The organism is Spirosoma horti, assembly GCF_054776595.1.
On the sequence record NZ_BAAHBQ010000006.1, the window covers coordinates 251,444 to 272,535 of the forward strand.

A 21,092-nucleotide genomic window follows, 5' to 3' on the forward strand; every position below is an offset into this window, starting at 1 on the left:
GAACCTACCCGCACGAACTGTTTGGTTTCCTGCTACTATTCTCACTGCGATCGGCCACGAACGAAAAGCTGTTTCAACTGATCGACCATCGAGCCATCGCTGGACATGGAGATCGAACTGATTTTGTCCGCAATTTTCTCCACGTATTCCATCTCTTTCAGCTTCCAGAGCATTTCGTTATCGTCCATCAGCTTGGCGGTGTTCAGTAAACTGCGGGTCGATGCCGTTTCCTCGCGACGCATGATGCTGTTGGCCTGTGCTTTCTTTTCCGCCATCAGCACCTGGTTCATGATGTCACGCATGTCGCCCGGCAGGATGATGTCCCGCACGCCACCGTTGCGAAGCTCAACACCCAGGGCAATCGCCTTTTCCGCCGTTGCGTTGATCACAAAAGGAGCTAATTCGCCCTTCCGGTCCAGCAGTTCATCGAGCGTTAGTCCACCAATGTATTCGCGAAGGGCCAACTGTATCGATACATAGAGTTGTTTGTCAAACTCCTTGTTGTCAACCAGCGCCTTAATAACATCCCGCACCTGAAACTGCATGTAAAAGCTCAATCGCAGAGAAGCTTTGTCCTTCGTCAGAATCTCCTGCCCCGAAACCTCAATTTGCTGCTGGCGCATGTCGGCTTTCAGGACATGAATCGGCGTGTTGTTTTTCCACCACATATACGTTCCGGCCGACAGGATCCGGTCAAATTTCCAGTCGATGAACAACACGCCCTGCTCGTGCGCTTCGACCGTATACGTCCGCACATACGCTGACAACGGCTGAGGCATCAGCGAACTCAGATCAATCTCCGTCGGAATCTCAAGCTGGCTCATGTCCGCTTTTATGTATTGGTACTGCTTTACGCCCTTCCAGTACGCCCAGCGTCCTTTGCGCAGAATGGCCTGAAAAAGCCCATCGACATACTGTAATACAATTTCGTTGTCTTTGACCTCAACCACGTCCAGTGCCGCGGCTACCTCCGGATAGGCGAGCAAAACGGACAGATCGCAGGGTGGGTTCTGTAGCCATTCGCCCTGGTTGTAGACATGCACAGTTTCATTCGACCAGAGCCAGTGGTTTCCTGCCGAAAGCATTTTTTGATACCCGCCATTTTTGAACAATAACCCGATTTGAAGGGCCTGAATGCGTACAGTTTTCATGCTAGTTGTGTGTATAATTTATGGCATACGGTAGATTTCAGGTAGATTCATCGGCAACCGTATATACAATGCCGACGACTACGTTTAAAAACCAGTCAGAAGCGCCCCATCTAGCTCAAGCGGAAGCAGGTAAGCGAATGTTTTGGCACGCCGGTCTTAGATAGGATTCGGGCGGGTATTTCTGAAGACATCCGCAAACGCATTTGTCTTTTCAACCAGCAACCCGGAAAACGTTCGAGACACAACGTACACCCCACACACGCGGAGCCTGCCTGCTGGCTCTCGCTAAACTGTTTCATCCGGGCGAGCCCGAACGGAACCGGATAGCTTCTAACCGATCTTCTTTCAGGAGAGCTTTTTAGAAGTGCTCGTCTTCTTCCATCCAACGGATCAACGTGACAGGTTGATAGCAGGATTCGAACCCGCATTTTGGAGACAGAACCAACGCATAACCAACAGCATATCAAACCAGCCAGTGGCCGCGATACTAGGGGGCTATTCAGAAACCCGCATCCGGTTCGGCTATGTTTGCTTCCGTCACGACAAAGGTTTGGCCCTACTACGCAGTGTTTTTGCGTAGTACAAATTTTTTTCTCATTTTTCCAAAAAATCACACTTCCTTCATGAATTCTATCCATGCCTGCTAACCGGAATGCACTCATTCGCTACAAAACCATTGATGCCTGTCTGCGCAACAGGCAACGCAAATGGACACTCGACGACCTGATCGAAAAAGTATCCGAATCGCTGTATGAATACGAGGGCATCGATAAAGGCATCAGTCGACGCACCATTCAGGCCGACCTTCAGCTCATGCGAAGTGACAAGCTGGGGTACTTCGCTCCCATTCTGGTAGTCGACAAAAAATATTATACCTACGAAGACCCAGACTATAGCATCACCAATATTCCCCTGTCGGATGGCGATCTGTCGCGAATGAATGAAGCCGTTGACGTACTCCGGCAATTCAAGGGGTTTTCCCATTTTACGGCGCTGAATGAAGTTGTTCAAAAACTGGAAGATCATGTGTATTCGACAGCCCGCAAGTCGGTCTCAGTCATTGATTTCGAGAAAAATGAGAGCCTGAAAGGGCTTCATTTTCTCGACGATCTGTACCAGGCCATTATTCATAACCGGGCGCTCCGGATTCAGTACCAGTCATTCTCGGCCCGGCTTCCACAAACGTTCCCGTTTCATGCGTGGTGGCTGAAAGAATTCAAAAATCGATGGTTTGTCGTTGGCATTCGCGATGGGAAGGGCTACCCCATGAATCTGGCGCTGGATCGTATAAGCACGATAGCTGTTGCGCCCGACATAACGTACCTGCCCAATCAGAATTATGACCCGGAAGTATTTTATCGGGATGTCATCGGCGTCACCGTGAGTCTAACCCTGCGACCGATCAAAGCAAAACTTTTTGTTAGTCGTTTGCATGCGCCCTATGTCGAAACAAAGCCGCTTCACGCGTCGCAGCAAGTGGTGGAACGGACAGATGACGGTATTGTTATTCAACTCACAGTGCAGCATAACTTCGAGCTGGAAAAAGAAATTCTGGGGTTTGGCGACGGGATGCGCGTTCTCGAACCCGAACGACTTCGCTACACTATTCAGAAACGATTAGAGGCCGGTTTAGCCGCTTACACATCAATTATTACTGAAGTTGTTTAGGATTATTTGTCCGTTTGCTTTACCCCTAAATCCCCGTAACTAGCAAAAAAGGTGATCCTAAACCGTTTTAATGATTTGAGTTAAATAAGTGCTTATTTAACTCAAATCATTAAAACGGCCATTTCCAGGAAAATGGCCACTATTCAAATAAGTTAACAGAATAATATAGACGCCTGGAAACTTTTACAACCCTTAGAATAGTTAACACTGTTATAAAGCATAACACTACCCAAATGGGAATTCTGGAACGTCGTTTACGGCAAAAAGTAGAAGTTAAAACCAGCATCTTGCAGGCGGCCTGGCAGCTCGTTCTGGAAGAAGGCTGGCAGGCGCTTTCTATCCGTAAAATCGCCGACGCCATTGAATATAGCGTTCCTGTCATTTACACGCATTTTGAAAATAAGGACGCGATTCTGCAGGAATTTACCAGAGAAGGCTTTCGGTTATTGACAGAAGTCATTATCCAGCAGCGGGATAGCCAACCTGATCCCAGTCAGCAACTGGTAGCTATTGCTCAAGGGTATTGGAATTTCGCTTTTGCCCACAAAGAATACTACCAGGTTATGTTTGGGCTGGGTATCCCCCGCTGCGAACAGGTGAATCAGGTGGCCGAAATAAAGCAATTTTCAGCTGTACTCATTAATGTTATCCAGAAAGCGATCGATAAAAGTCAGCAACCAGAGGTTGATGCGTTTCTAAAATTCCATACATACTGGTCTATTCTACATGGCCTGGTGTCCATCCAACTCATTGACCAACAGCCTAATGAAAACCCCTGGAGCCAACTGGTACTGAAAGATGCCGTTGACGGATACATTAAATCACTGAACGGCTAATTTTTTTGCCTATCTACTAACAGTGTTAGCTTTTATATCGCCAATAGATAACCCCACACCATTCAACACGAGACCCGATTACAAAAACTTAACAAAATCGATAACCAGTCAAACCAGTACCTACAATTATGGAAACTACAAAATGGGTCGTTGATCCGATGCACTCCGAAATCCAATTCAAAGTAAAACACCTGGTCATCTCAACGGTAACCGGCACGTTCCGGAATTTTGAAGGGGGGGCCACCACGGAACACGATGATTTTGACAATGCCGAAGTGCATTTCTCCCTGGACGTCGACAGCGTTGACACCAATCAGGAAATGCGCGACACACACCTGAAAGCAGCCGACTTCTTCGACGCGGCAACCTATCCAAAGATCGTTTTCAAATCGACTTCCTTTAAAAAAGTTGACGACGATGAATATGCCATGACCGGCGACCTGACCATTAAAGGCATTACGAAACCAGTAACCCTGAAAGCCGAGTACGGCGGCACAGCCAAAGATGCCTATGGCAATCAAAAATTTGGTTTCGAAGTTACGGGCAAAGTAAATCGTAAGGAATTTGGCCTGACCTACAACGCCTTAACAGAAACGGGCGGCCTAGCCCTTGGTGAAGACATCAAACTATCAGCTAACATTCAGCTGGCCAAAGCTGCTTAATCAGTAAACCAATGGACGTTGAAATCTGGAGTGACATCATGTGCCCTTTTTGCTACATCGGTAAGCGAAAGTTCGAGCACGCCCTTAGCCAGTTTACGCATAAAGATCAGATAAATATTGTCTGGAAGAGCTTCCAGCTTAACCCGGACATGAAAACCGAGCCCGGCAAAAATATCAATCAGTATCTGGCCGAAGTGAAGGGATGGAGCCTGGCCGAAGCGAAACAAATGAACGACCGCGTCACGGCAATGGCCAGCGAAGTCGGTTTGGCGTATGACTTCGACAAAGCCGTTGTCGCCAACTCGTGGGATGCGCATCGGCTCATTCAATTGGCCAAACAGCAGGGTTTGGGCGATGCCGCCGAAGAACGGCTGTTTAAAGCGTACTTCACGGAAGGCCGAGACACGTCTGACCATGCAACACTACTCGAACTGGGTACGGAGATTGGTCTGGATAAGCTGGCGATTGAGCAACTCCTGAGTAGCAATCAGTTTGCCGAAGCCGTCAATCAGGATGTGTACGAAGCGCAGCAGGTAGGTGCCCGGGGCGTTCCCTTCTTTGTCCTGAATCGTCGGTATGCCGTTTCGGGAGCCCAGCAGCCCGAAACATTTTTAAGTGCCCTCGACACCGCCTGGGCCGAATGGGAAAAATCCCGACCGACCCTCACCGAGTTACCTGCCGAAGGACCAACCTGCACGCCTGGTGAAGTCTGTTAACGTATAAATACAACCTATACAATGGAATTACTTGAAGCAATGAACTGGCGGTATGCTGCCAAAAAAATGAACGGGCAGAAAGTGCCAGCCCAAAAAGTTGACACAATTCTGGAAGCTATCCGTTTATCGGCCTCGTCGGTGGGCCTGCAACCCTACAACGTTATTGTGATCGACAATCATGAATTGAAGGGGAAAATCCACGAAAAAGCCTGTCCACAACCACAAATCGTGGAAGGCTCCCATTTGCTGGTTTTCGCGCACTGGGCAAGCCTGGAAGCGTCCCAAATTGATACCTACATCAACCTAATTGCCGATACCCGGAACGTTCCTGTTGACTCGCTGACTCCCTTTGCCGATTCGATAAAAGCTGGTCTCTTATCCAAAACGCCAGAAGATCAGGCAGTATGGGCCTCCCGCCAGGCCTATATCGGTTTAGGATCAGCCCTGATTGCGGCCGCTACCGAACACGTTGATGCCACACCCATAGAAGGCTTCAATGCCGCAGCCCTCGACGAATTACTGGATCTACCAGCCAAAGGCTTACGGAGCGTGGCCCTGGTAGCCCTCGGCTATCGTGATGAAGAAAAAGATTTTCTGGCAAAAGCGCCGAAAGTTCGTCGCGCCAAAGAAGAATTTTTTATTGAGCTGGCGTAGTTTTCGCTATCCTGACGATCAAACCCGGCGTCACTTCTTTAAGAGGTGATGCCGGGTTTTCTTCTGTCTCCTCGGTCCGTGAGGACACGGACCAAGGAGACAGAAGCGGACTACACGCCAACTAGTCAATTGAAAGGCTGGCTATCGAGTATGCATAGCCATGCCCCATAATATGGTTTGGGTCGGTGGAGCGGCCCGGTTTCTATCTGTAATCGAATCGCCCTGAAACAGAAAATAAGGCCGGTATCTTTGCCTCAATCAACTGGCAACGAATCGGTACGTGTTGAATCTGGCCCGAACTTGGGAACCAGTCCAACCAAAGCAGATGACTTTAGAAACGTTCGCCGGGGCTATTTGCGAACCATATTCGTCAGAAGCTATTTTTCATCCTCCTCTACCCGAACCTTTACGAACGAAGAGAGAGGCTGCCCAAAAAAGGCAGCCTGCTAAGAGAAAGACCCGTGTTCTTAAAAAGAAGCCGCAAACTCTTTGGCAAAATCAGCCAGCTTTACCTTGCCCATTACGGCTGGCTGGTGCAGGTCATAATCCTCCCGCAAGGCACCACTGTGAATGCTAGCGCCCAGTTCGATAAAACCAGCCACATAGGAGGGTGGCATGCCTGCCTCTGTCATCGCGTCTTTCACTTGTTCGTCACTAAAAACGACCCATTTCAGGTCAGGCTTGCCAATGGCAGCGCCTATGATATGGGCTACGTCACTGGCAACAAGGTCATCGCTGGCGATGTAGCGCACGTTAATTCCTGTAGAGGGCGTTTCTAGTTCTTCGGCAGCAACAGCGGCAATATCGACCGGAGAAACCATCACCAGCCGATCATCACCCCCATAATTGGTGCCAATAAAACCCTGCTCCTTGATCATCGGAACGAAGTTGTACAAATTGTAATAGAAGTAACCGGGACGCAAATGCGTAATGGTCACGTCTGGTAATTCATTCAACATACCTTCCGTATAATGCGAACCCAGGATCAATCCGGTACCCTTGTCCAGGTGTGCACCGTAGCTGCTGAGATAGACTACCCGCTTTATACCCGATTGCTGGATGGCCTGTATGTAATTACCGACAATTCTCCGGTAATAGGCCAACTGATCGGGTTCAGCATAACCTGGCGGCACCATGGCAAATACAGCATCGGCACCGGTAAATGTAGCGGCCATAAAATCAACATCGTCCAGTGAGCCAATGGCGGCAATGGCACCTAGTGCGTCAATGGCCGACTGCTTTTCCGGCTTGCTGCTGATCACGGTAACAGTATGGCCTTTTTGAACTAACTCCGTTGCCAGTGGATGGCCGATATGCCCTAACGAACCTGTCACTACGACTTTCATAACACTTTGTTTTGGTTTACAAGACAAAGGTCGGCACCCCGATAGTCAGGGTTGTAGCTTAATCATCGATTGTTGTAGCCGTTTCTTTACGAATCGTCGGGCCCGTTTAATTGAACGAATGCCGGAAGTCTAATGGTGAGAGATTGGTCTTGTTTTTGAATAATTTACTGAACGACTGCGAATGCTCAAAGCCTAATTCATAGGCAATTTCACTAACCGATAACGTTGTTGTAGACAACTTCTCCTTCGCTTTTTCGATCAGTTTATCGTGTATATGCTGCTGCGTACTTTGACCGGTCAATACGTTCAGGAGTACACTGAGGTAATTGGGCGATACATTCAGGGCTTCGGCAATGTATTGAACCGTTGGCAACCCCTTATCTGTCAGGCGGCTGCTATCAAAATATTCGTCAAGAATAGCTTCCAGACGGGTAAGAAGCTGATGATTCGTAATTTTTCGGGTGATGAACTGGCGATGATAGAACCGATCAGCATAGGTCAGCAGTAAATCAAGCTGGGCAATGATTACGTTCTGGCTGAATTTATCAATAGGCGAGTGATACTCCTGCCCGATATGTTGCATGATCCCTGTGAGCATGGCTTCTTCTTTCTCGGATAGATGCAGGGCTTCATGCACCGCGTAGCTAAAATAATCATATTGCTTTATAGCTTTGGCTAAAGGCGTATTCCATAAATAATCGGGATGAATAAGCAACATCCAGCCCGTGTGTTTTAAATCACCCTCTACCTCAATCGAAAAAACCTGACCAGGCGACATAAAAAGCAGTATGCCCTCGTCAAAGTCATACGACTGCTGACCATATTTTATCTTACCCGTGAAATTTCGCTTGAGCACAATGGAATAAAAGTTATTGATAAGGCTCTTAGGACCATCGGGGGGCAGGCGTTTAATGGCGTCAAAATTAACGACACTGATTAACGGATGCTCCGGTTTTGGAAGACCCATTAGTTGATGGTACTCGCTTATCGTGTTGATTCGGAGGGGTTGTGTATTTTTCATTGTTGACGTCTGTTCTCGAAAGAATTCACCACAAATTACTCACTAACTCATTGGTTAACAAGACTACATGAGCCATTGCATGAGCAATCATGGCAAAGACGAGCCCATAGCGCCAGTATACCCAGCCACCAACCATCATTTCGTACCGGTGCCATTACCACACCCGGCTCGCAGCCAGATTGATCAGTACGTTGATCAGGAAGGCAATCCCAAAGGAGAGAGCAATCGAAAAGTCGTTAAGCAGAAAGACTTGCAGAAATAGAAAGGTGGTAAACCCCAAAAGACCAATGACAAGGCCACGAAGTGTGGTAATGGTAGCGCTGCTCCCCTGAAGTGTATGGGTAAAGATGGCCAGAATTGTCGTCATGATCGGAAAGGGGGTCAGGATACCACTCCAGTTAGGGCCCAACACGCTGGCTAAGGCCGTGATAGCCAGGACAAATACCGTAGCGACGGCCATCCGGATAGGAATATCGAAGGGCAAGCGACGGGTACTCGCTGGCGGTCCGGTAGGCGACGGATAAACCTGTAGACTCACGATTATACTGATTATGACAAGGGCGTAACTTATATACAAATTCAGTTGTAAATAATTGAACATCAGAGCCGTAGCCGTGTATAACGTGTACGAGATCAGGAGCGTCGGTAGCCAGGTTAGTTTGCGGGAAAAAGCGGAGTAACTGACACAAAAACTGATCAGCGCCAGGATGCCGGTCATCGATCCCTGGATCGAGTAAATGCCAAATGCTTTGCCTTGTTCCAGGATAAAAAATAGTAAAATCGGACCCGCCACCCAGGGCATACTGCCAATCAGTCCACCTGCTTTACTTCCCCACTTTCGGATGGCCAGCGTCACCAGCGCAATGACCGAGGGCATTAATGTTACTTTGAGCAGGAGTATGTTCATTCGAAAAACGGTTGCAAGGTAGGCCAGCCTGAACCTTTACATCTTTTTAAACAGGTTGGTAGGCATGGGCTGGTGCGAAGTTACGTGCTTTCCTTTTGATGGTATTCCCTTATTAAACCTGGCTGTAAATTTCTATGGATTGACCTTGCCGATCCCAGGACGCACCTAATCGCGCTGCTCACATAAGACATGTATAAATCTAATCAACTGCAAGCATTGCCGCAACCAGTTGCGGCAATGCTTGCAGTTGATTAACAAGCTTAAAATCTTTAAACTTTTTTCGTTATTATTGACAAACATTCCCATGGCTCTTCGCTGCTCTATACAGCCTAAAGAGCGATTATTCCCGGTAGGCAACGTGCGCAGAGTCCCGCTTATGTTATGAAGAATACACCCGTAACCATCAAGGATATTGCCCGCTCGCTTAACATCTCTATCTCGACTGTTTCGCGCGCGTTACGGGGATTACCTGAAATTCATCCGGCAACACGGGATGCCGTGGTTAAACTGGCCGAAGAGCTTGATTATCAACCCAATCAGTTGGCTAAGAACCTAGCGAAAAGCCGTACAAAAACCATTGGTGTGATTGTGCCCAATTTGAGCTATCATTTTTTCTCGGCGATGCTCAACAGCATCGAGGAGGCCGCTCTTCAGGCGGGTTATAGCGTCCTGGTCTGCCAAACCAATGAATCGTACCTCCGGGAAATTACCAACATTCAGAATCTACTACGAAGCCAGGTCGAAGGGTTTATCATTTCGCTGTCGCGCGATACGGATAATTATGAGCACGTCGAACGGCTGGCTCGCAAAAATATTCCCCTTGTCCTGTTCGACCGTTATGCCGAAAGTATCGACGTCTCAAAAGTCATCGTCGACAATGAGGCTGCCGCGTTTAAAGCTACCGAGCATCTGATCGAGAATGGCTGTCAGCGCATTGGCTTTCTGGCTGGCCCGGCCCGATTGTTATTGAGCAACCAACGGATAAAGGGATATCAGGCAGCCCTGGCGAAATACAACTTACAGCCCGATGACCACTATGTGTTCCACTGCGACTACACTCAGGAGAACACCGTTATGCAAACATTGGCCTTAATGAGTCTGCCACAACCACCCGATGGCGTTGTTACAATTAGTGACCGGGTGGCCTATCCGGCCATTTATGCCATGAAACAAAAGGGGCTTCGTGTACCCGACGATGTGGCGGTCGTTAGTTTTAACAATGAACCGGTATCCGCCTTCTTCTCGCCAGCATTGAGCAGCATCAGCCAGCCCATTCAGGAAATGGGCACAGAGACCGTTCGCCTGTTACTCAAACAAATAGACGCCAACGATACGGGGGCCGAGAAAGAGACCCGGATCATGGACACTCAGCTCATTGTGCGGGCATCGTCGCTCCGGCAAAAGGCTTGACAGGCTGCATCAAAGGCGATAGCTCCGAATGTATTCGCCGGGTGCCATGCCCACCACTTCTTTAAACTGGCGATTAAAATTTGACAGGTTCGTGTAGCCACAATTGAACGCAATCTGGCTAATGCTTTCCCGCGATTCGCGCAAATGTCGGCAGGCATGTTCAACACGGACCTCATTGAGCAATTGCGAAAACGTTTTGCGCGTATGTTGCCGAAAGAAACGACAGAAAGCACCGGGCGTCAGGTTGGCCACGTTCGCTACGTCTTCCAACGAAATAGGTTGGGCATACTGTTGCAGAATATAGGAGAAGACCTGCTCCAGCCGACGCTGATCGTCGGGTCGCTGGGGTCTTGCATAGGCAGTAGCCGACAGAACTTCCCGGTCGGGATTTGTTGCCAGGTTATGCAATAAGGCTAACAAGCCCAACAACTGCTCGAATGGGCGCTGTTTTGGCATATTTTCCAATTGCGCGGTGAGTGCATTACTTAGTCCACAGCGCAGCCGGACGCCGTGCTGGGCTTCCTGCAGCAAAAAGCTTATATGTTTTGTTTCTGGTAGATTCAGCAGGGTTGCTTCCAGATGCTCCGGCCTGAATAGAACAGTAACCGAGGCCGCCAGTTGAGTCGAACCGGGCAGGTAATAACGAGGATCGCTCAGTAAGACATGAGGCAGGTTAGCGCCGAGCAACAGCATATCGTACTGGCCAAAGCGATCTATTTTATCCCCGACGATCAGCGTACCTTCCCCCTGCTGAATAAGGGTCAGTTGTATTTCGGGATGAAAGTGCAGATGTCCATAAAAATGAGGAGCACTATCCTGTTCAATCCGAAAAGAGCGGTCATCGACCGTGGGCACCCGAAACAGAAGCGGTTTCATTAATACCTATTTGACTACTTTTTGTGATAACTTGGCAAATATGGGTAAATAAGTATTAGTATGCATGAATAATGGGCAATGGACTACCTCGATAATTGATGAACTTTGAGTGTGTCAAACGACCAGACTGTTTAACCGAAGCATTTAACATTACAACTACGCCAATGAATGTATCTGTCCTGTGGGAAGGTGTCTACCCCGCACTCTTAACGCCATTTACGGCCGATGATGAACTGGATATCCCACTCTTCGAGAAAAACCTGCATGCCCAGCTCGACGCGGGTGTACACGGATTTATCATTGGCGGCTCATTAGGTGAAGCCAGTACCCTGCTGAATGAGGAAAAAATCACCCTGTTGCAGTCAGCACTGGCCGTTTGCCAGGGCAAGGTTCCGGTGTTGGTCAACATTGCCGAGCAAGGCACCAAGCAGGCCATTACCCGCGCCCGCGAAGCCGAAGCGAATGGGGCCGACGGGCTGATGCTTCTGCCGCCGATGCGCTACCCGGCCGATGCCCGTGAAACGGTTACGTTCTTCAAATCGGTCGCGGAGGAAACGACCCTGCCCATCATGATTTACAATAATCCGTACGATTACAAAATCATGACAACGGTGGCCATGTTCGAAGAGCTGGCCGAACTACCCAACATTCAGGCGGTCAAAGAATCGACTCGCGACCTGACCAACATTACCCGGATGCGCAATGCTTTCGGCAACCGGTTCAACCTGATGGGTGGTGTCGATACGCTGGCGCTGGAAGCCCTGTTGCTGGGCTGCGATGGCTGGGTGGGTGGTCTGGTCGATGCGTTCCCGCAGGAAACGATAGCGGTCTACGACCTGGTGAAAGCCGGTCAACTGGCCGAGGCACTGGACATTTACCGCTGGTTTATGCCCCTACTCGAACTGGACATTCACCCAAAACTGGTGCAATATATCAAACTGGCAGCCCAGGCCACCGGCATTGGTTCGGAGTATGTCCGGGCTCCCCGCCTGCCGCTCATCGGTGACGAACGAGCTCAGGTGGAACATATTATTCAAACGGCCATGGCCAAACGTCCACTTATTAACGTAGCCTAGACGACTGGTTCAAATCATGGCCGAGTATCACTTTTTCTGCATCGACGCTCATACCTGTGGCAACCCGGTTCGGGTGGTTACGGGCGGCAGCATTCCGTTTCTGCAAGGGGAAACCATGAGCGAGAAACGGCAGCATTTTTTGCGTGAGTACGACTGGATCCGGAAGGGGCTGATGTTTGAACCACGCGGCCACGACATGATGTCGGGGAGTATTCTCTACCCGCCCACCGACCCGGCGAATGACGCGGGTGTTCTGTTTATCGAAACCTCCGGCTGTTTGCCCATGTGTGGACACGGCACCATTGGCACCGTTACCGTAGCGATCGAACAAAACCTGATCCGGCCCAAAACGCCCGGTGTTCTGAATCTGGAAGTACCCGCCGGACTGGTTCGGGCTGAGTACCAGCAGGAAGGAAAGAAAGTGACATCGGTGAAGATTACAAACATCAAATCGTACCTTGCAGCCGAAAAACTACCCGTCGACTGCCCGGAACTGGGGCCGCTAACGGTCGACGTCGCATATGGAGGAAACTTCTACGCCATTGTCGATCCTCAACCGAATTTCCCCGGCCTGGAGCACTACAAAGCCGAACAGCTAATTGGCTGGGCGCGCGAGATGCGAACACGCCTAAACGAACAATACACCTTCGTTCATCCCGAAAACCTGACCATCAATGGACTTAGCCATATCCTGTGGACGGGCAAACCGCTAAAGGAAACGTCAACCGCCCGTAATGCCGTTTTTTACGGCGACAAAGCCATCGATCGTTCGCCCTGCGGCACAGGCACCTCGGCCCGTATGGCGCAGTGGTACGCGCAGGGCCGCCTGAAACCGGGTGAAACGTTTGTGCATGAGAGCATTATCGGGTCAATTTTCAACGGTCGTATCGAGGCTGAAACGGAGTTGGCGTCTAAACCAGCCATTGTTCCCAGCATCGAAGGCTGGGCCCGGATTCACGGTTACAACCACCTTATTCTGGACGAAGACGATCCATACGTGTATGGATTTCAGGTAATATGACACATCGGGCGTCAAGTAGGATTGGCATTGTTGGCGGAGGTATAATTGGGCTTAGTTCCGCCTATTATCTACACAAAGCGGGGCACCGCGTTACCCTGTTCGACCAGACGACCATTGCCGACGGTTGCTCGTTTGGTAACGCCGGAATGATTGTGCCCAGCCATATCATTCCGCTGGCTCAGCCGGGCATGATTGCCAAAGGCATGCGCTGGATGCTTAACTCCACCAGCCCATTTTACGTAAAGCCCCGGCTGGACTTGGAGCTGGCCCGATGGGGCTGGTTATTCTATCGACACTCGACGTCCCGACACGTGGAGCACTCCATTCCGGTTTTGCGCGACATCAGCCTGTTGAGCAAGACCTTATATCAGGATTTAGCGGCTAATGGCGATCTGGATTTTGAATGGCAGGAACGGGGCCTGCTGATGCTTTACAAAACGGCATCGGCCGAACACGAAATGGCCGAAGAAGCCAGCGTTGCCAATCGGGCGGGCATCGAAGCGAAGGTACTTACCGGCCAGCAGGTTCAGGAGCTGGAACCCCACACGCGGGTCGATGTACGGGGCGGTGTACTGTATCCCGGCGATGCCCATTTGAATCCCGGTGAACTGGTCCGTTCGCTGGTCACGTATTTACGCAAGCAGGGCGTTACTATCCTGGAAAACCATACCGTAACGGGCTTTGGCAAAAGTCAGTCGCGCATTACGTCGGTACACACCGCACAGGGCGATTTCCCCATCGACGAACTGGTTGTGGCGGGGGGAGCATGGTCGCCATCACTTGCCCGATTGCTGGATCTGAACTTATCGATGCAGGGCGGAAAAGGCTACAGTTTCGCGGTTCGCAACATAAAAAACAACGTCCGTATTCCGGCTATCATGCTCGAAGCACGCGCTACAGCGACCCCAATGGGCAACGATCTACGTTTTGCGGGTACGCTCGAGGTGGCGGGTACGGACATGACCGTGAACATGAATCGCGTGCGGGGCATTGTTCAGTCCATCAATCAATATTACCCCGATGTACCGGTTACTATGCCCGACGTCGAGATGGTTTGGCGGGGTTTGCGCCCCTGTTCACCCGATGGCTTACCCTACATTGGCCGGACGGAACGATTCGATAATGTCATTCTGGCAACCGGGCACGGCATGATGGGGCTGAGTTTAGGCCCCGCAACGGGCAAGCTGGTGAGTGAACTCGCTAGCGGAGCCGCCGACAGTATGGAGGTTACAGCCTTTAGTCCCGATCGGTTTTCCTGAATTGCCCCGGAAGCCGTTTGACTTGGTGAAGTCGGTTTTAAGAACCCGACTTCACCAAGTCAAACGGCTAAAACACCTCGCCAAAATTAAAAAAGAACCCCCGAGCCCCGCCGATTCCTACACCATAGTCGATTGCCAGATTGAGGTTGGAATGCTTGTTCATTTTCACCCGTAGCCCAACGCCCCCACCCGGCAACAAGCGCCCGAAATGGCTCGTGTCGGGGTAGCTGCTGTACGTCTGCATGTTCGTAAAGACAACCGCGCCCAATAGCCCATTGCTCAGCAACTGTGTGCGGTATTCGGCTTCCAGATAAATCAGGTCCCGACCGCGGTACCGGCCCTGCACATAGCCACGGCCCATATTCGAGTAGGTATCCCAACCACTGCTGGGTAAGTCCAGATACGGCGCCTGACCACCCAGGCTTAGCCAGTTCATGTTCCAGAAAGCCAGAATATGCCGACCCGTTGACGACAAGGGTATGTATTTCCGAAAATCAGCTATAACCGATTGCCAGTTTTGATCACTACCCAGCCAACGTAGATTTGGCCGCACAACCACGCTCCCAAAGAAGCCACTTTGTGGATTATTTGGGTTGCGTCGGTTGGTGTACTGCACGCTGAACGTAGGTCCGGATGAGACTGTGTGATCCGTCGATGTATATTGGCCAAAATCATTATTTAGCTGGGGCGTATTGTTAACATCCTGGATATGCCAGTGATAATCGAGCGCATACCCAATACCAACCGACAGATTCGGCGCAACCTGACGCAGCACCGCTTGGTGAAAGCGCAGGTAGGAATACATCAGCCGGTCATCCGCATTACCGGGTGAGTCGTCACCTAATCCAAAGTTATCGGCAGAATAGTCGTAATAGCGCCAATCCGTAACGATGTTGTACCGGTTCCCTTTTGTCCAGAAATTAACGACAACCGGAATAATCACCTGACGGTATTGCGTATACTGCGGGGTTGAAATAATGGTCGAGACGTTCTGTTCGGGGTTAGCGCTGGTAAAGGATAGATTGGCATTCAGCCCAATGGCCACGCCCGTTTGCAGCGCGTAGGCTAACTCCGGAAAGATGGTCGTATGCAAACCGGGCTTATAGTGCTCCGCACGGCGGTGCCCCTTCCGGTCGATGTACTTATAATACACATCCCAAACATCAGCCAATGAATCGCGCGGGTAATCAGTCACATGCTCCTTACTGGCCAGTTGAACAGAGTCGGACTGGGCACTGCTCGTTGCTGACGGAGAGAGCGTTGCCCAAACGCTAATGAATAGTAATCGTAAAAGAAGCCAGCGGCTTTGCAGACTGCATTCCGCCCAGCTCAGACTACAGAAGTAGATTTTTATCATGCATTGTCAATTGGTCGTTTAACTTATTTGCAACTCATTCCGTTCCCATCAATAACCAGGCTACAGACGATTTAGCCATAACCCCCAACTGGTTAAAACTGTCGGAATTCACTCTCTCCAAATAGACATCGAAAATACTTTTTTCACATCAATAAAAGCAAAAAGTCGATTCCCATAACGGGAATCGACTTTTTGCTTTTATTGATGCACTGGATAATATACCGGCGCCATGTATTTATTCCTTCTTGTACTGTTGAATAATCTTGTACAAAGCCTTCTGTTTTTCCAGTTCGGGGAAGAACTCGAACAACTGAACGTGCGCGTCATAATCCAGTGAAAGCGCAGCCTCCAGTTGAATGAGCGATTCGCGATAATGACCGGCATGAATCAAATAAACGGCCGAGCGATAGTACAGATCCGCTTCGGCGGGCATGTCGTTGATACCCGACTGGATAATATCGTTGGCCCGCAGAAAATCGCCCTGATCGAACGGCACCAGCGACCAGGTCAGATACACATCAGGATTTTCCGCGTCGACCTCAGCTGCTTTTTCAAACGCTTCAACACTCGACAGGACATTACCGATTTTATATTCTGTTTCGGCAATGGCGAGGTAATATTCGCCATTCTGGTCACTAAGTTTAACGGCTTTTTGCAAAAACGGCAGGGCTTCGTACCACTTACCCGATTCGCTCAGACAGACACCGATGCCAAACCAGGCTTCATCCCACATGGCATCTAATTTGATGGCTTCGCGGTATTCCTTGATGGCTTCGGGAATGCGATCCTGTTTTTCCAGGCTGGCTCCAAGGTGGCAGAAGGTATCGGCAGTTGCTTCTTCGTATTTCAGCGTTTCGCGATAACAGACTTCAGCTTTCTCGAACAACCCCAGATTCATGTAGGTGTTACCCAGGTTAAAATGCGCTGAGGCAAAATCTCCCTTGATAATGACCGCATAATCATACGCTTCCGCAGCTTCGGCATAACGGGCCAGCTTGCTGTAGGCGATACCGATGTTGTACCAGGCATTGTAAGAATACGGGTCTGTATCAATCAGCTGCTGATAATAGGACAGACTGTTCTCTAATTCTCCCGTTACATCCAGGCAAAATGCCAGCTCATAGAGCGCATTTTCATTGTTAATGTTCAGCGCAATCGACTTTTTATAGTGCGTAATCGCTTCGTCATATTTACCCCAGTTCTGATAGCTCTGCCCCAGTTGAAACAGAATGTCATCCTTATCTTCAGCGCGGTCGAGTAAATCTTCCAGTACCTGAATCGATTCTTCATAGCGACCAGCCATGTTCAGCACCGATCCCTGCATAAAGGGGACATCCAGGTCGCCGGGGTTAAACAAAGAAGCCCTTTCCAGCAAATCCAGCGACTCATCGAACCGTTGAAAATTAGCCAGAATCTGGGCCTTATCGAGCATCAGTTCCAGCGCATAGGGGAAATTTTCCAGACCGGCTTCGGCGGCTTTGAACGCCTTGTCTAAATCACCTTGATTGAGGTAGTGCTCAATCATTTGTTCATAGACATCCAGGTCGAAAAACTGACTTTGTTGCTGATCCAGCATCTGCTCAAAACGCCGGATTGATTCTTTTATATCGCCTTCTCGTTCTTCGAACTCTTGCTCCATGCTATTGCCTTCAAAATGTGGGCGGATAGGGGCCGCACCAATGGTGCGATTTATCCTTTGGCACTTCAATATAAACTCAAAAAAGCGAAACTCCAACCCCCGAACCGAAAATTTACGGACCGTTTCGGAGCTGCCCGAAGGCGTCTGCCACACGCTTCAGGGTCTCGCTCAATGCTCGATACTGAAAATCAAGCACCTTCTCAATACTGCGCCCGTCATACTGGTATAACGAACTCGCCGACCGCGCTGTTTCTCTGGTTATAAGCGGTGCTTTGTCCATCAACCAGGCCCGCATAGCCTCCAGAGGCCAAAGTAAACGGCTAATGGCGGGCGGAATCGACACCGTCGGTGGCCGCTTACCCAGCACGGTGGCTATCTGTTCTAACAACGAACGGTACGGAATGGTGCCCCCATTGAGAATGAACCGACGGGATCTTGTATCCGACTGCATCAGACCCACAAGCGCGTCTGTCACATCGAGGACGTCGACATAATTGGCCAAACCGGCCGGATAAAATGGCCGTTCGTCCTGTACGTATTTGATTAGTTGAAGGCTGCTTCGGCTCCAGTCGCCCACGCCCAGCACGACAGATGGATTGACCATCACGGCGTTAAGGCCTTCGGCAACACCCCGCCACACTTCCAGCTCTGCCCGGTATTTGGTTTTGGCATATTCGGAGTTGTTCGGCGATTCTTCCCATTTCAGTTCCTCATTGATCAGGACTGGTTCGCCAGCCTTCCCTCCTTTTGCCGAAGGTCGACCGATGGCGGCTACGGAGCTAACATAGCCCAGTTTTCGGACATTCGCTTTCAGACAGACATTCACGATGTTGGCCGTCCCCTCCACATTGATCCGCTCCATTCGATCGCGATCTTTGTGAATGAACGAGACGATGGCAGCAGCATGAATCACATCCACCGAACCATCGGAAGTGCGGCTATCCGACCGTCCTGCCTGAATGGCCGCTTCGAGTGAGGGAATATCCAGCACATCGCCCTCATGCCAGGTAAGTTGATCCGCCACATCGGCTAGGAGCCCATACCCGCTCGTCGGACGAAAAAGCACTGTAACCGAATAACCATCAGCCAGATAGCGCCGGGCAATATGAGAGCCGATAAAGCCAGTGGCCCCTGTGATAAAGACCGATTTAGGTAATGATGAATTCAATTGACGTTTTTGATTTCGACCCAGTTGAGGAAATTATTCGTATTCGTCCCGGTGTTCTCCATAGTAGCGCGGCAGTTCTCTTTGTGTAAACATAACAACGTTCGGCCCTGAATTGCTAATTTTGCGGGCAAATAAGGTTTTCCGTTCCCTGTTTGCCGGGGTTCGTTTGAGCCACGGGTAAACCGAAGACCAGAAACCGAAAACCGAAATCAATCTATGTCTCTAGAAAATCCACAACGCTATACCGTCACGGCAGCTCTGATCTACGCAAACGGACCCATTCACATCGGACACCTTGCCGGGTGTTACCTGCCCGCCGACATTTACGTTCGTTATCTCCGCTCGACGGGCAAAGATGTTGCGTTCATCAGCGGCACCGATGAGCATGGCGTGCCCATCACGATCAAAGCCAAAAAAGAAGGCATCACACCACAGGAGGTCGTCGATAAATATTACGGGCAGATCAAGCAGGCGTTCAGTGAATTTGGCATCTCGTTCGATATTTACTCACGAACCTCGAACCAGATTCACCATGAAACCTCACAGGAATTTTTCACAAAACTCTACGAAAAGGGCGATTTCGATGAGGAAGTGACGGAGCAGTATTATGATGAGGTAGCCGGACAGTTTCTGGCCGACCGATACATTGTAGGCACCTGTCCAGTCTGCGGCAATCCCAACGCCTATGGTGACCAGTGCGAACGCTGCGGCACCGCCCTCAGTCCCACCGAGCTGATTGAACCGCACTCCATGCTGTCTGGTTCCAAACCGAGTTTGCGTTCTACCAAAAACTGGTTTTTGCCGTTGGACCGCATGCAGCCCAAAATTGAGGAGTACGTTAACAGCCATACAGAATGGAAAACGAACGTATTTGGTCAATGTCAGTCGTGGCTGAAGGAAGGACTGCGCCCCCGCGCCATGACTCGTGACCTGGAATGGGGCATTAAGGTGCCCCTTCCCAATGCGGAAGGCAAAGTGCTATACGTCTGGTTCGATGCGCCCATCGGCTACATCTCCATGACTAAAGAATGGGCCAAAGAGCAGGGGCGCGACTGGGAGTTGTACTGGCGCGACGAACACACCAAACTCGTCCATTTTATCGGCAAGGATAACATAGTTTTCCACTGTATCATTTTCCCGGCCATGCTGATGGCCGAAGGAAGTTACATTCTGGCGGATAACGTACCGGCGAACGAGTTCATGAACCTCGAAGGCGACAAGATCAGCACCTCGCGTAACTGGGCCGTCTGGCTGCATGAGTACCTCGACGAGCTGCCGGGCAAGCAGGATGTATTGCGCTATGTCCTGGCGGCCAACGCCCCCGAAACCAAAGACAGTGAATTTACCTGGAAAGATTTTCAGGCACGGAATAACAATGAGCTGGTGGCCGTATTCGGCAATTTCGTCAACCGGGCCGTTGTGCTGACCCAGAAATTCTGCAATAACCATGTACCCGTCCGGGGCGACCTGACCGAGTATGACAAAACGGTATTCAACGAACTAGCGCTGTTCCCGGACCGCATTGGGCAGTCCATTGCCCAATACAAATTCCGGGAAGCGCTGGGTCACCTCATGGACCTGGCGCGTTTGGGTAACAAATACCTGGCCGAAACCGAACCCTGGAAAGTTGTCAAGACCGATCCGCTTCGGGCGAATACCATCCTGAACATTGCCCTCCAGATTTCGGCAAACCTGAGCATTGTCTGCGAGCCATTTCTACCGTTCACGAGCGAGAAATTACGCAGCCAGCTCAACATTACCGAGCACTTCAACTGGACCAATGCCGGTCGGGCCGACTTGTTGACTGAAGGCCATCCGCTGGGTAAAAGTGAGCTCCTGTTCGCTAAAATCGAGGACGACGAAATCAATAAACAGATTCAGAAGTTACTGAATGCCAAACACATGAATGAATTAGAAATTAAAACCGTGCCGGCCCTTCGGGACGAAATCACTTACGATGATTTTGCTAAAATGGACATTCGCATCGGTACGATCACCGAAGCGGAGCGGGTGCCCAAAAGCGATAAACTCCTGAAACTGAAAGTAGACGACGGATTGGGCGGACGTCAAATTCTGAGCGGCATTGCCAAGCATTTTGCGCCGGAAGACATCATCGGCAAACAGGTAACCTTTCTGGCCAATCTGGCCCCGCGTAAAATGATGGGTTTCGAATCGCAGGGAATGATTCTGATGGCCGAAGACCGCGACGGGAAACTAGCCCTCATCGCGCCCGGCGATTCTGTCTGGAACGGGGGAACCGTATCGTAACAGCCTTAACAGTAGACCTATCGAAAGCCGGGAGCAAGCGTTCCCGGCTTTCGATAG

The 21,092-nt window shown here is 50.2% G+C and carries 18 protein-coding genes; 10 read left to right on the forward strand and 8 right to left on the reverse strand.

The genetic code is table 11. From position 1 onward, the window contains the following. Positions 1 to 41 precede the first annotated feature (41 nt). Positions 42 to 1,151 carry a slipin family protein gene (locus ACYVAM_RS19570; RefSeq protein ID WP_461070092.1) on the reverse strand — a complete coding sequence of 370 codons (1,110 nt, stop codon included), beginning with the start codon at positions 1,149 to 1,151 and terminating at the stop codon, positions 42 to 44. A 636-nt stretch (positions 1,152 to 1,787) separates the two neighbouring features. Between ACYVAM_RS19570 and ACYVAM_RS19575 the strand changes: the two genes are divergently transcribed. The 5 genes from ACYVAM_RS19575 (at position 1,788) to ACYVAM_RS19595 (ending at position 5,687) form a co-directional block, all read left to right on the forward strand. Continuing rightward, the gene (locus ACYVAM_RS19575; RefSeq protein ID WP_461070094.1) at positions 1,788 to 2,819 is read left to right on the forward strand and encodes a helix-turn-helix transcriptional regulator; all 1,032 of its coding nucleotides are present in this window, start codon (positions 1,788 to 1,790) and stop codon (positions 2,817 to 2,819) included. A 233-nt stretch (positions 2,820 to 3,052) separates the two neighbouring features. Continuing rightward, on the forward strand, positions 3,053 to 3,655 hold the full coding sequence (locus ACYVAM_RS19580) for a TetR/AcrR family transcriptional regulator (protein ID WP_461070096.1): 603 nt from the start codon (positions 3,053 to 3,055) through the stop codon (positions 3,653 to 3,655). 128 nt (positions 3,656 to 3,783) lie between these two features. Continuing rightward, a complete protein-coding gene (locus tag ACYVAM_RS19585) occupies positions 3,784 to 4,317 on the forward strand; it encodes a YceI family protein (protein ID WP_461070098.1) in 534 nt (177 codons plus the stop codon). Between the two features lie 11 nt (positions 4,318 to 4,328). Further along, entirely contained in the window at positions 4,329 to 5,033 is a 705-nt protein-coding gene (locus ACYVAM_RS19590; RefSeq protein WP_461070100.1) for a DsbA family oxidoreductase, read from the forward strand. 21 nt (positions 5,034 to 5,054) lie between these two features. Continuing rightward, the gene (locus ACYVAM_RS19595; protein ID WP_461070102.1) at positions 5,055 to 5,687 is read left to right on the forward strand and encodes an NAD(P)H-dependent oxidoreductase; all 633 of its coding nucleotides are present in this window, start codon (positions 5,055 to 5,057) and stop codon (positions 5,685 to 5,687) included. 467 nt (positions 5,688 to 6,154) lie between these two features. Here ACYVAM_RS19595 and ACYVAM_RS19600 read toward each other — a convergent pair whose 3' ends face one another. The 3 genes from ACYVAM_RS19600 to ACYVAM_RS19610 all read right to left on the reverse strand — a co-directional run bounded on the left by ACYVAM_RS19600 (position 6,155) and on the right by ACYVAM_RS19610 (position 8,961). After that, a complete protein-coding gene (locus ACYVAM_RS19600) occupies positions 6,155 to 7,033 on the reverse strand; it encodes an NmrA family NAD(P)-binding protein (RefSeq protein WP_461070104.1) in 879 nt (292 codons plus the stop codon). A gap of 106 nt (positions 7,034 to 7,139) precedes the next feature. After that, positions 7,140 to 8,054 (reverse strand): helix-turn-helix domain-containing protein, encoded by a 915-nt coding sequence (locus ACYVAM_RS19605; RefSeq protein ID WP_461070106.1) that lies wholly within the window; start codon positions 8,052 to 8,054, stop codon positions 7,140 to 7,142. A gap of 154 nt (positions 8,055 to 8,208) precedes the next feature. Beyond that, the gene (locus ACYVAM_RS19610) at positions 8,209 to 8,961 is read right to left on the reverse strand and encodes a hypothetical protein (protein ID WP_461070108.1); all 753 of its coding nucleotides are present in this window, start codon (positions 8,959 to 8,961) and stop codon (positions 8,209 to 8,211) included. Positions 8,962 to 9,342: 381 nt separating this feature from the next. Between ACYVAM_RS19610 and ACYVAM_RS19615 the strand changes: the two genes are divergently transcribed. Beyond that, complete coding sequence (locus ACYVAM_RS19615) at positions 9,343 to 10,371, forward strand: LacI family DNA-binding transcriptional regulator (protein WP_461070110.1); 1,029 nt, start codon at positions 9,343 to 9,345, stop codon at positions 10,369 to 10,371. Positions 10,372 to 10,380: 9 nt separating this feature from the next. On the opposite strand, the gene ACYVAM_RS19620 is transcribed toward ACYVAM_RS19615, so the two are convergent. Continuing rightward, the gene (locus ACYVAM_RS19620) at positions 10,381 to 11,247 is read right to left on the reverse strand and encodes an AraC family transcriptional regulator (RefSeq protein ID WP_461070112.1); all 867 of its coding nucleotides are present in this window, start codon (positions 11,245 to 11,247) and stop codon (positions 10,381 to 10,383) included. A 164-nt stretch (positions 11,248 to 11,411) separates the two neighbouring features. Between ACYVAM_RS19620 and ACYVAM_RS19625 the strand changes: the two genes are divergently transcribed. The 3 genes from ACYVAM_RS19625 to ACYVAM_RS19635 are packed head-to-tail and all read left to right on the forward strand — an operon-like array spanning position 11,412 to position 14,603. Beyond that, positions 11,412 to 12,323, forward strand: coding sequence for a dihydrodipicolinate synthase family protein (locus tag ACYVAM_RS19625; RefSeq protein ID WP_461070114.1), 912 nt, complete (start codon positions 11,412 to 11,414; stop codon positions 12,321 to 12,323). Positions 12,324 to 12,339: 16 nt separating this feature from the next. After that, positions 12,340 to 13,344 carry a 4-hydroxyproline epimerase gene (locus tag ACYVAM_RS19630; RefSeq protein ID WP_461070116.1) on the forward strand — a complete coding sequence of 335 codons (1,005 nt, stop codon included), beginning with the start codon at positions 12,340 to 12,342 and terminating at the stop codon, positions 13,342 to 13,344. Continuing rightward, positions 13,341 to 14,603, forward strand: coding sequence for an NAD(P)/FAD-dependent oxidoreductase (locus ACYVAM_RS19635; protein WP_461070118.1), 1,263 nt, complete (start codon positions 13,341 to 13,343; stop codon positions 14,601 to 14,603). The genes ACYVAM_RS19630 and ACYVAM_RS19635 overlap by 4 nt, the downstream gene beginning before the upstream one ends. A gap of 67 nt (positions 14,604 to 14,670) precedes the next feature. On the opposite strand, the gene ACYVAM_RS19640 is transcribed toward ACYVAM_RS19635, so the two are convergent. The 3 genes from ACYVAM_RS19640 to ACYVAM_RS19650 form a co-directional block, all read right to left on the reverse strand. Beyond that, positions 14,671 to 15,960: a hypothetical protein gene (locus ACYVAM_RS19640; protein WP_461070120.1), complete on the reverse strand. Its 1,290-nt coding sequence runs from the start codon at positions 15,958 to 15,960 to the stop codon at positions 14,671 to 14,673. A 235-nt stretch (positions 15,961 to 16,195) separates the two neighbouring features. After that, positions 16,196 to 17,599, reverse strand: coding sequence for a tetratricopeptide repeat protein (locus ACYVAM_RS19645; protein WP_461070122.1), 1,404 nt, complete (start codon positions 17,597 to 17,599; stop codon positions 16,196 to 16,198). Positions 17,600 to 17,711: 112 nt separating this feature from the next. Beyond that, positions 17,712 to 18,767, reverse strand: coding sequence for an NAD-dependent epimerase/dehydratase family protein (locus ACYVAM_RS19650; RefSeq protein WP_461070123.1), 1,056 nt, complete (start codon positions 18,765 to 18,767; stop codon positions 17,712 to 17,714). Positions 18,768 to 18,983: 216 nt separating this feature from the next. Here ACYVAM_RS19650 and metG point away from each other — a divergent pair, with 216 nt between their 5' ends. Then, positions 18,984 to 21,035 carry a methionine--tRNA ligase gene (gene metG / locus ACYVAM_RS19655; RefSeq protein ID WP_461070125.1) on the forward strand — a complete coding sequence of 684 codons (2,052 nt, stop codon included), beginning with the start codon at positions 18,984 to 18,986 and terminating at the stop codon, positions 21,033 to 21,035. Positions 21,036 to 21,092 lie beyond the last annotated feature (57 nt).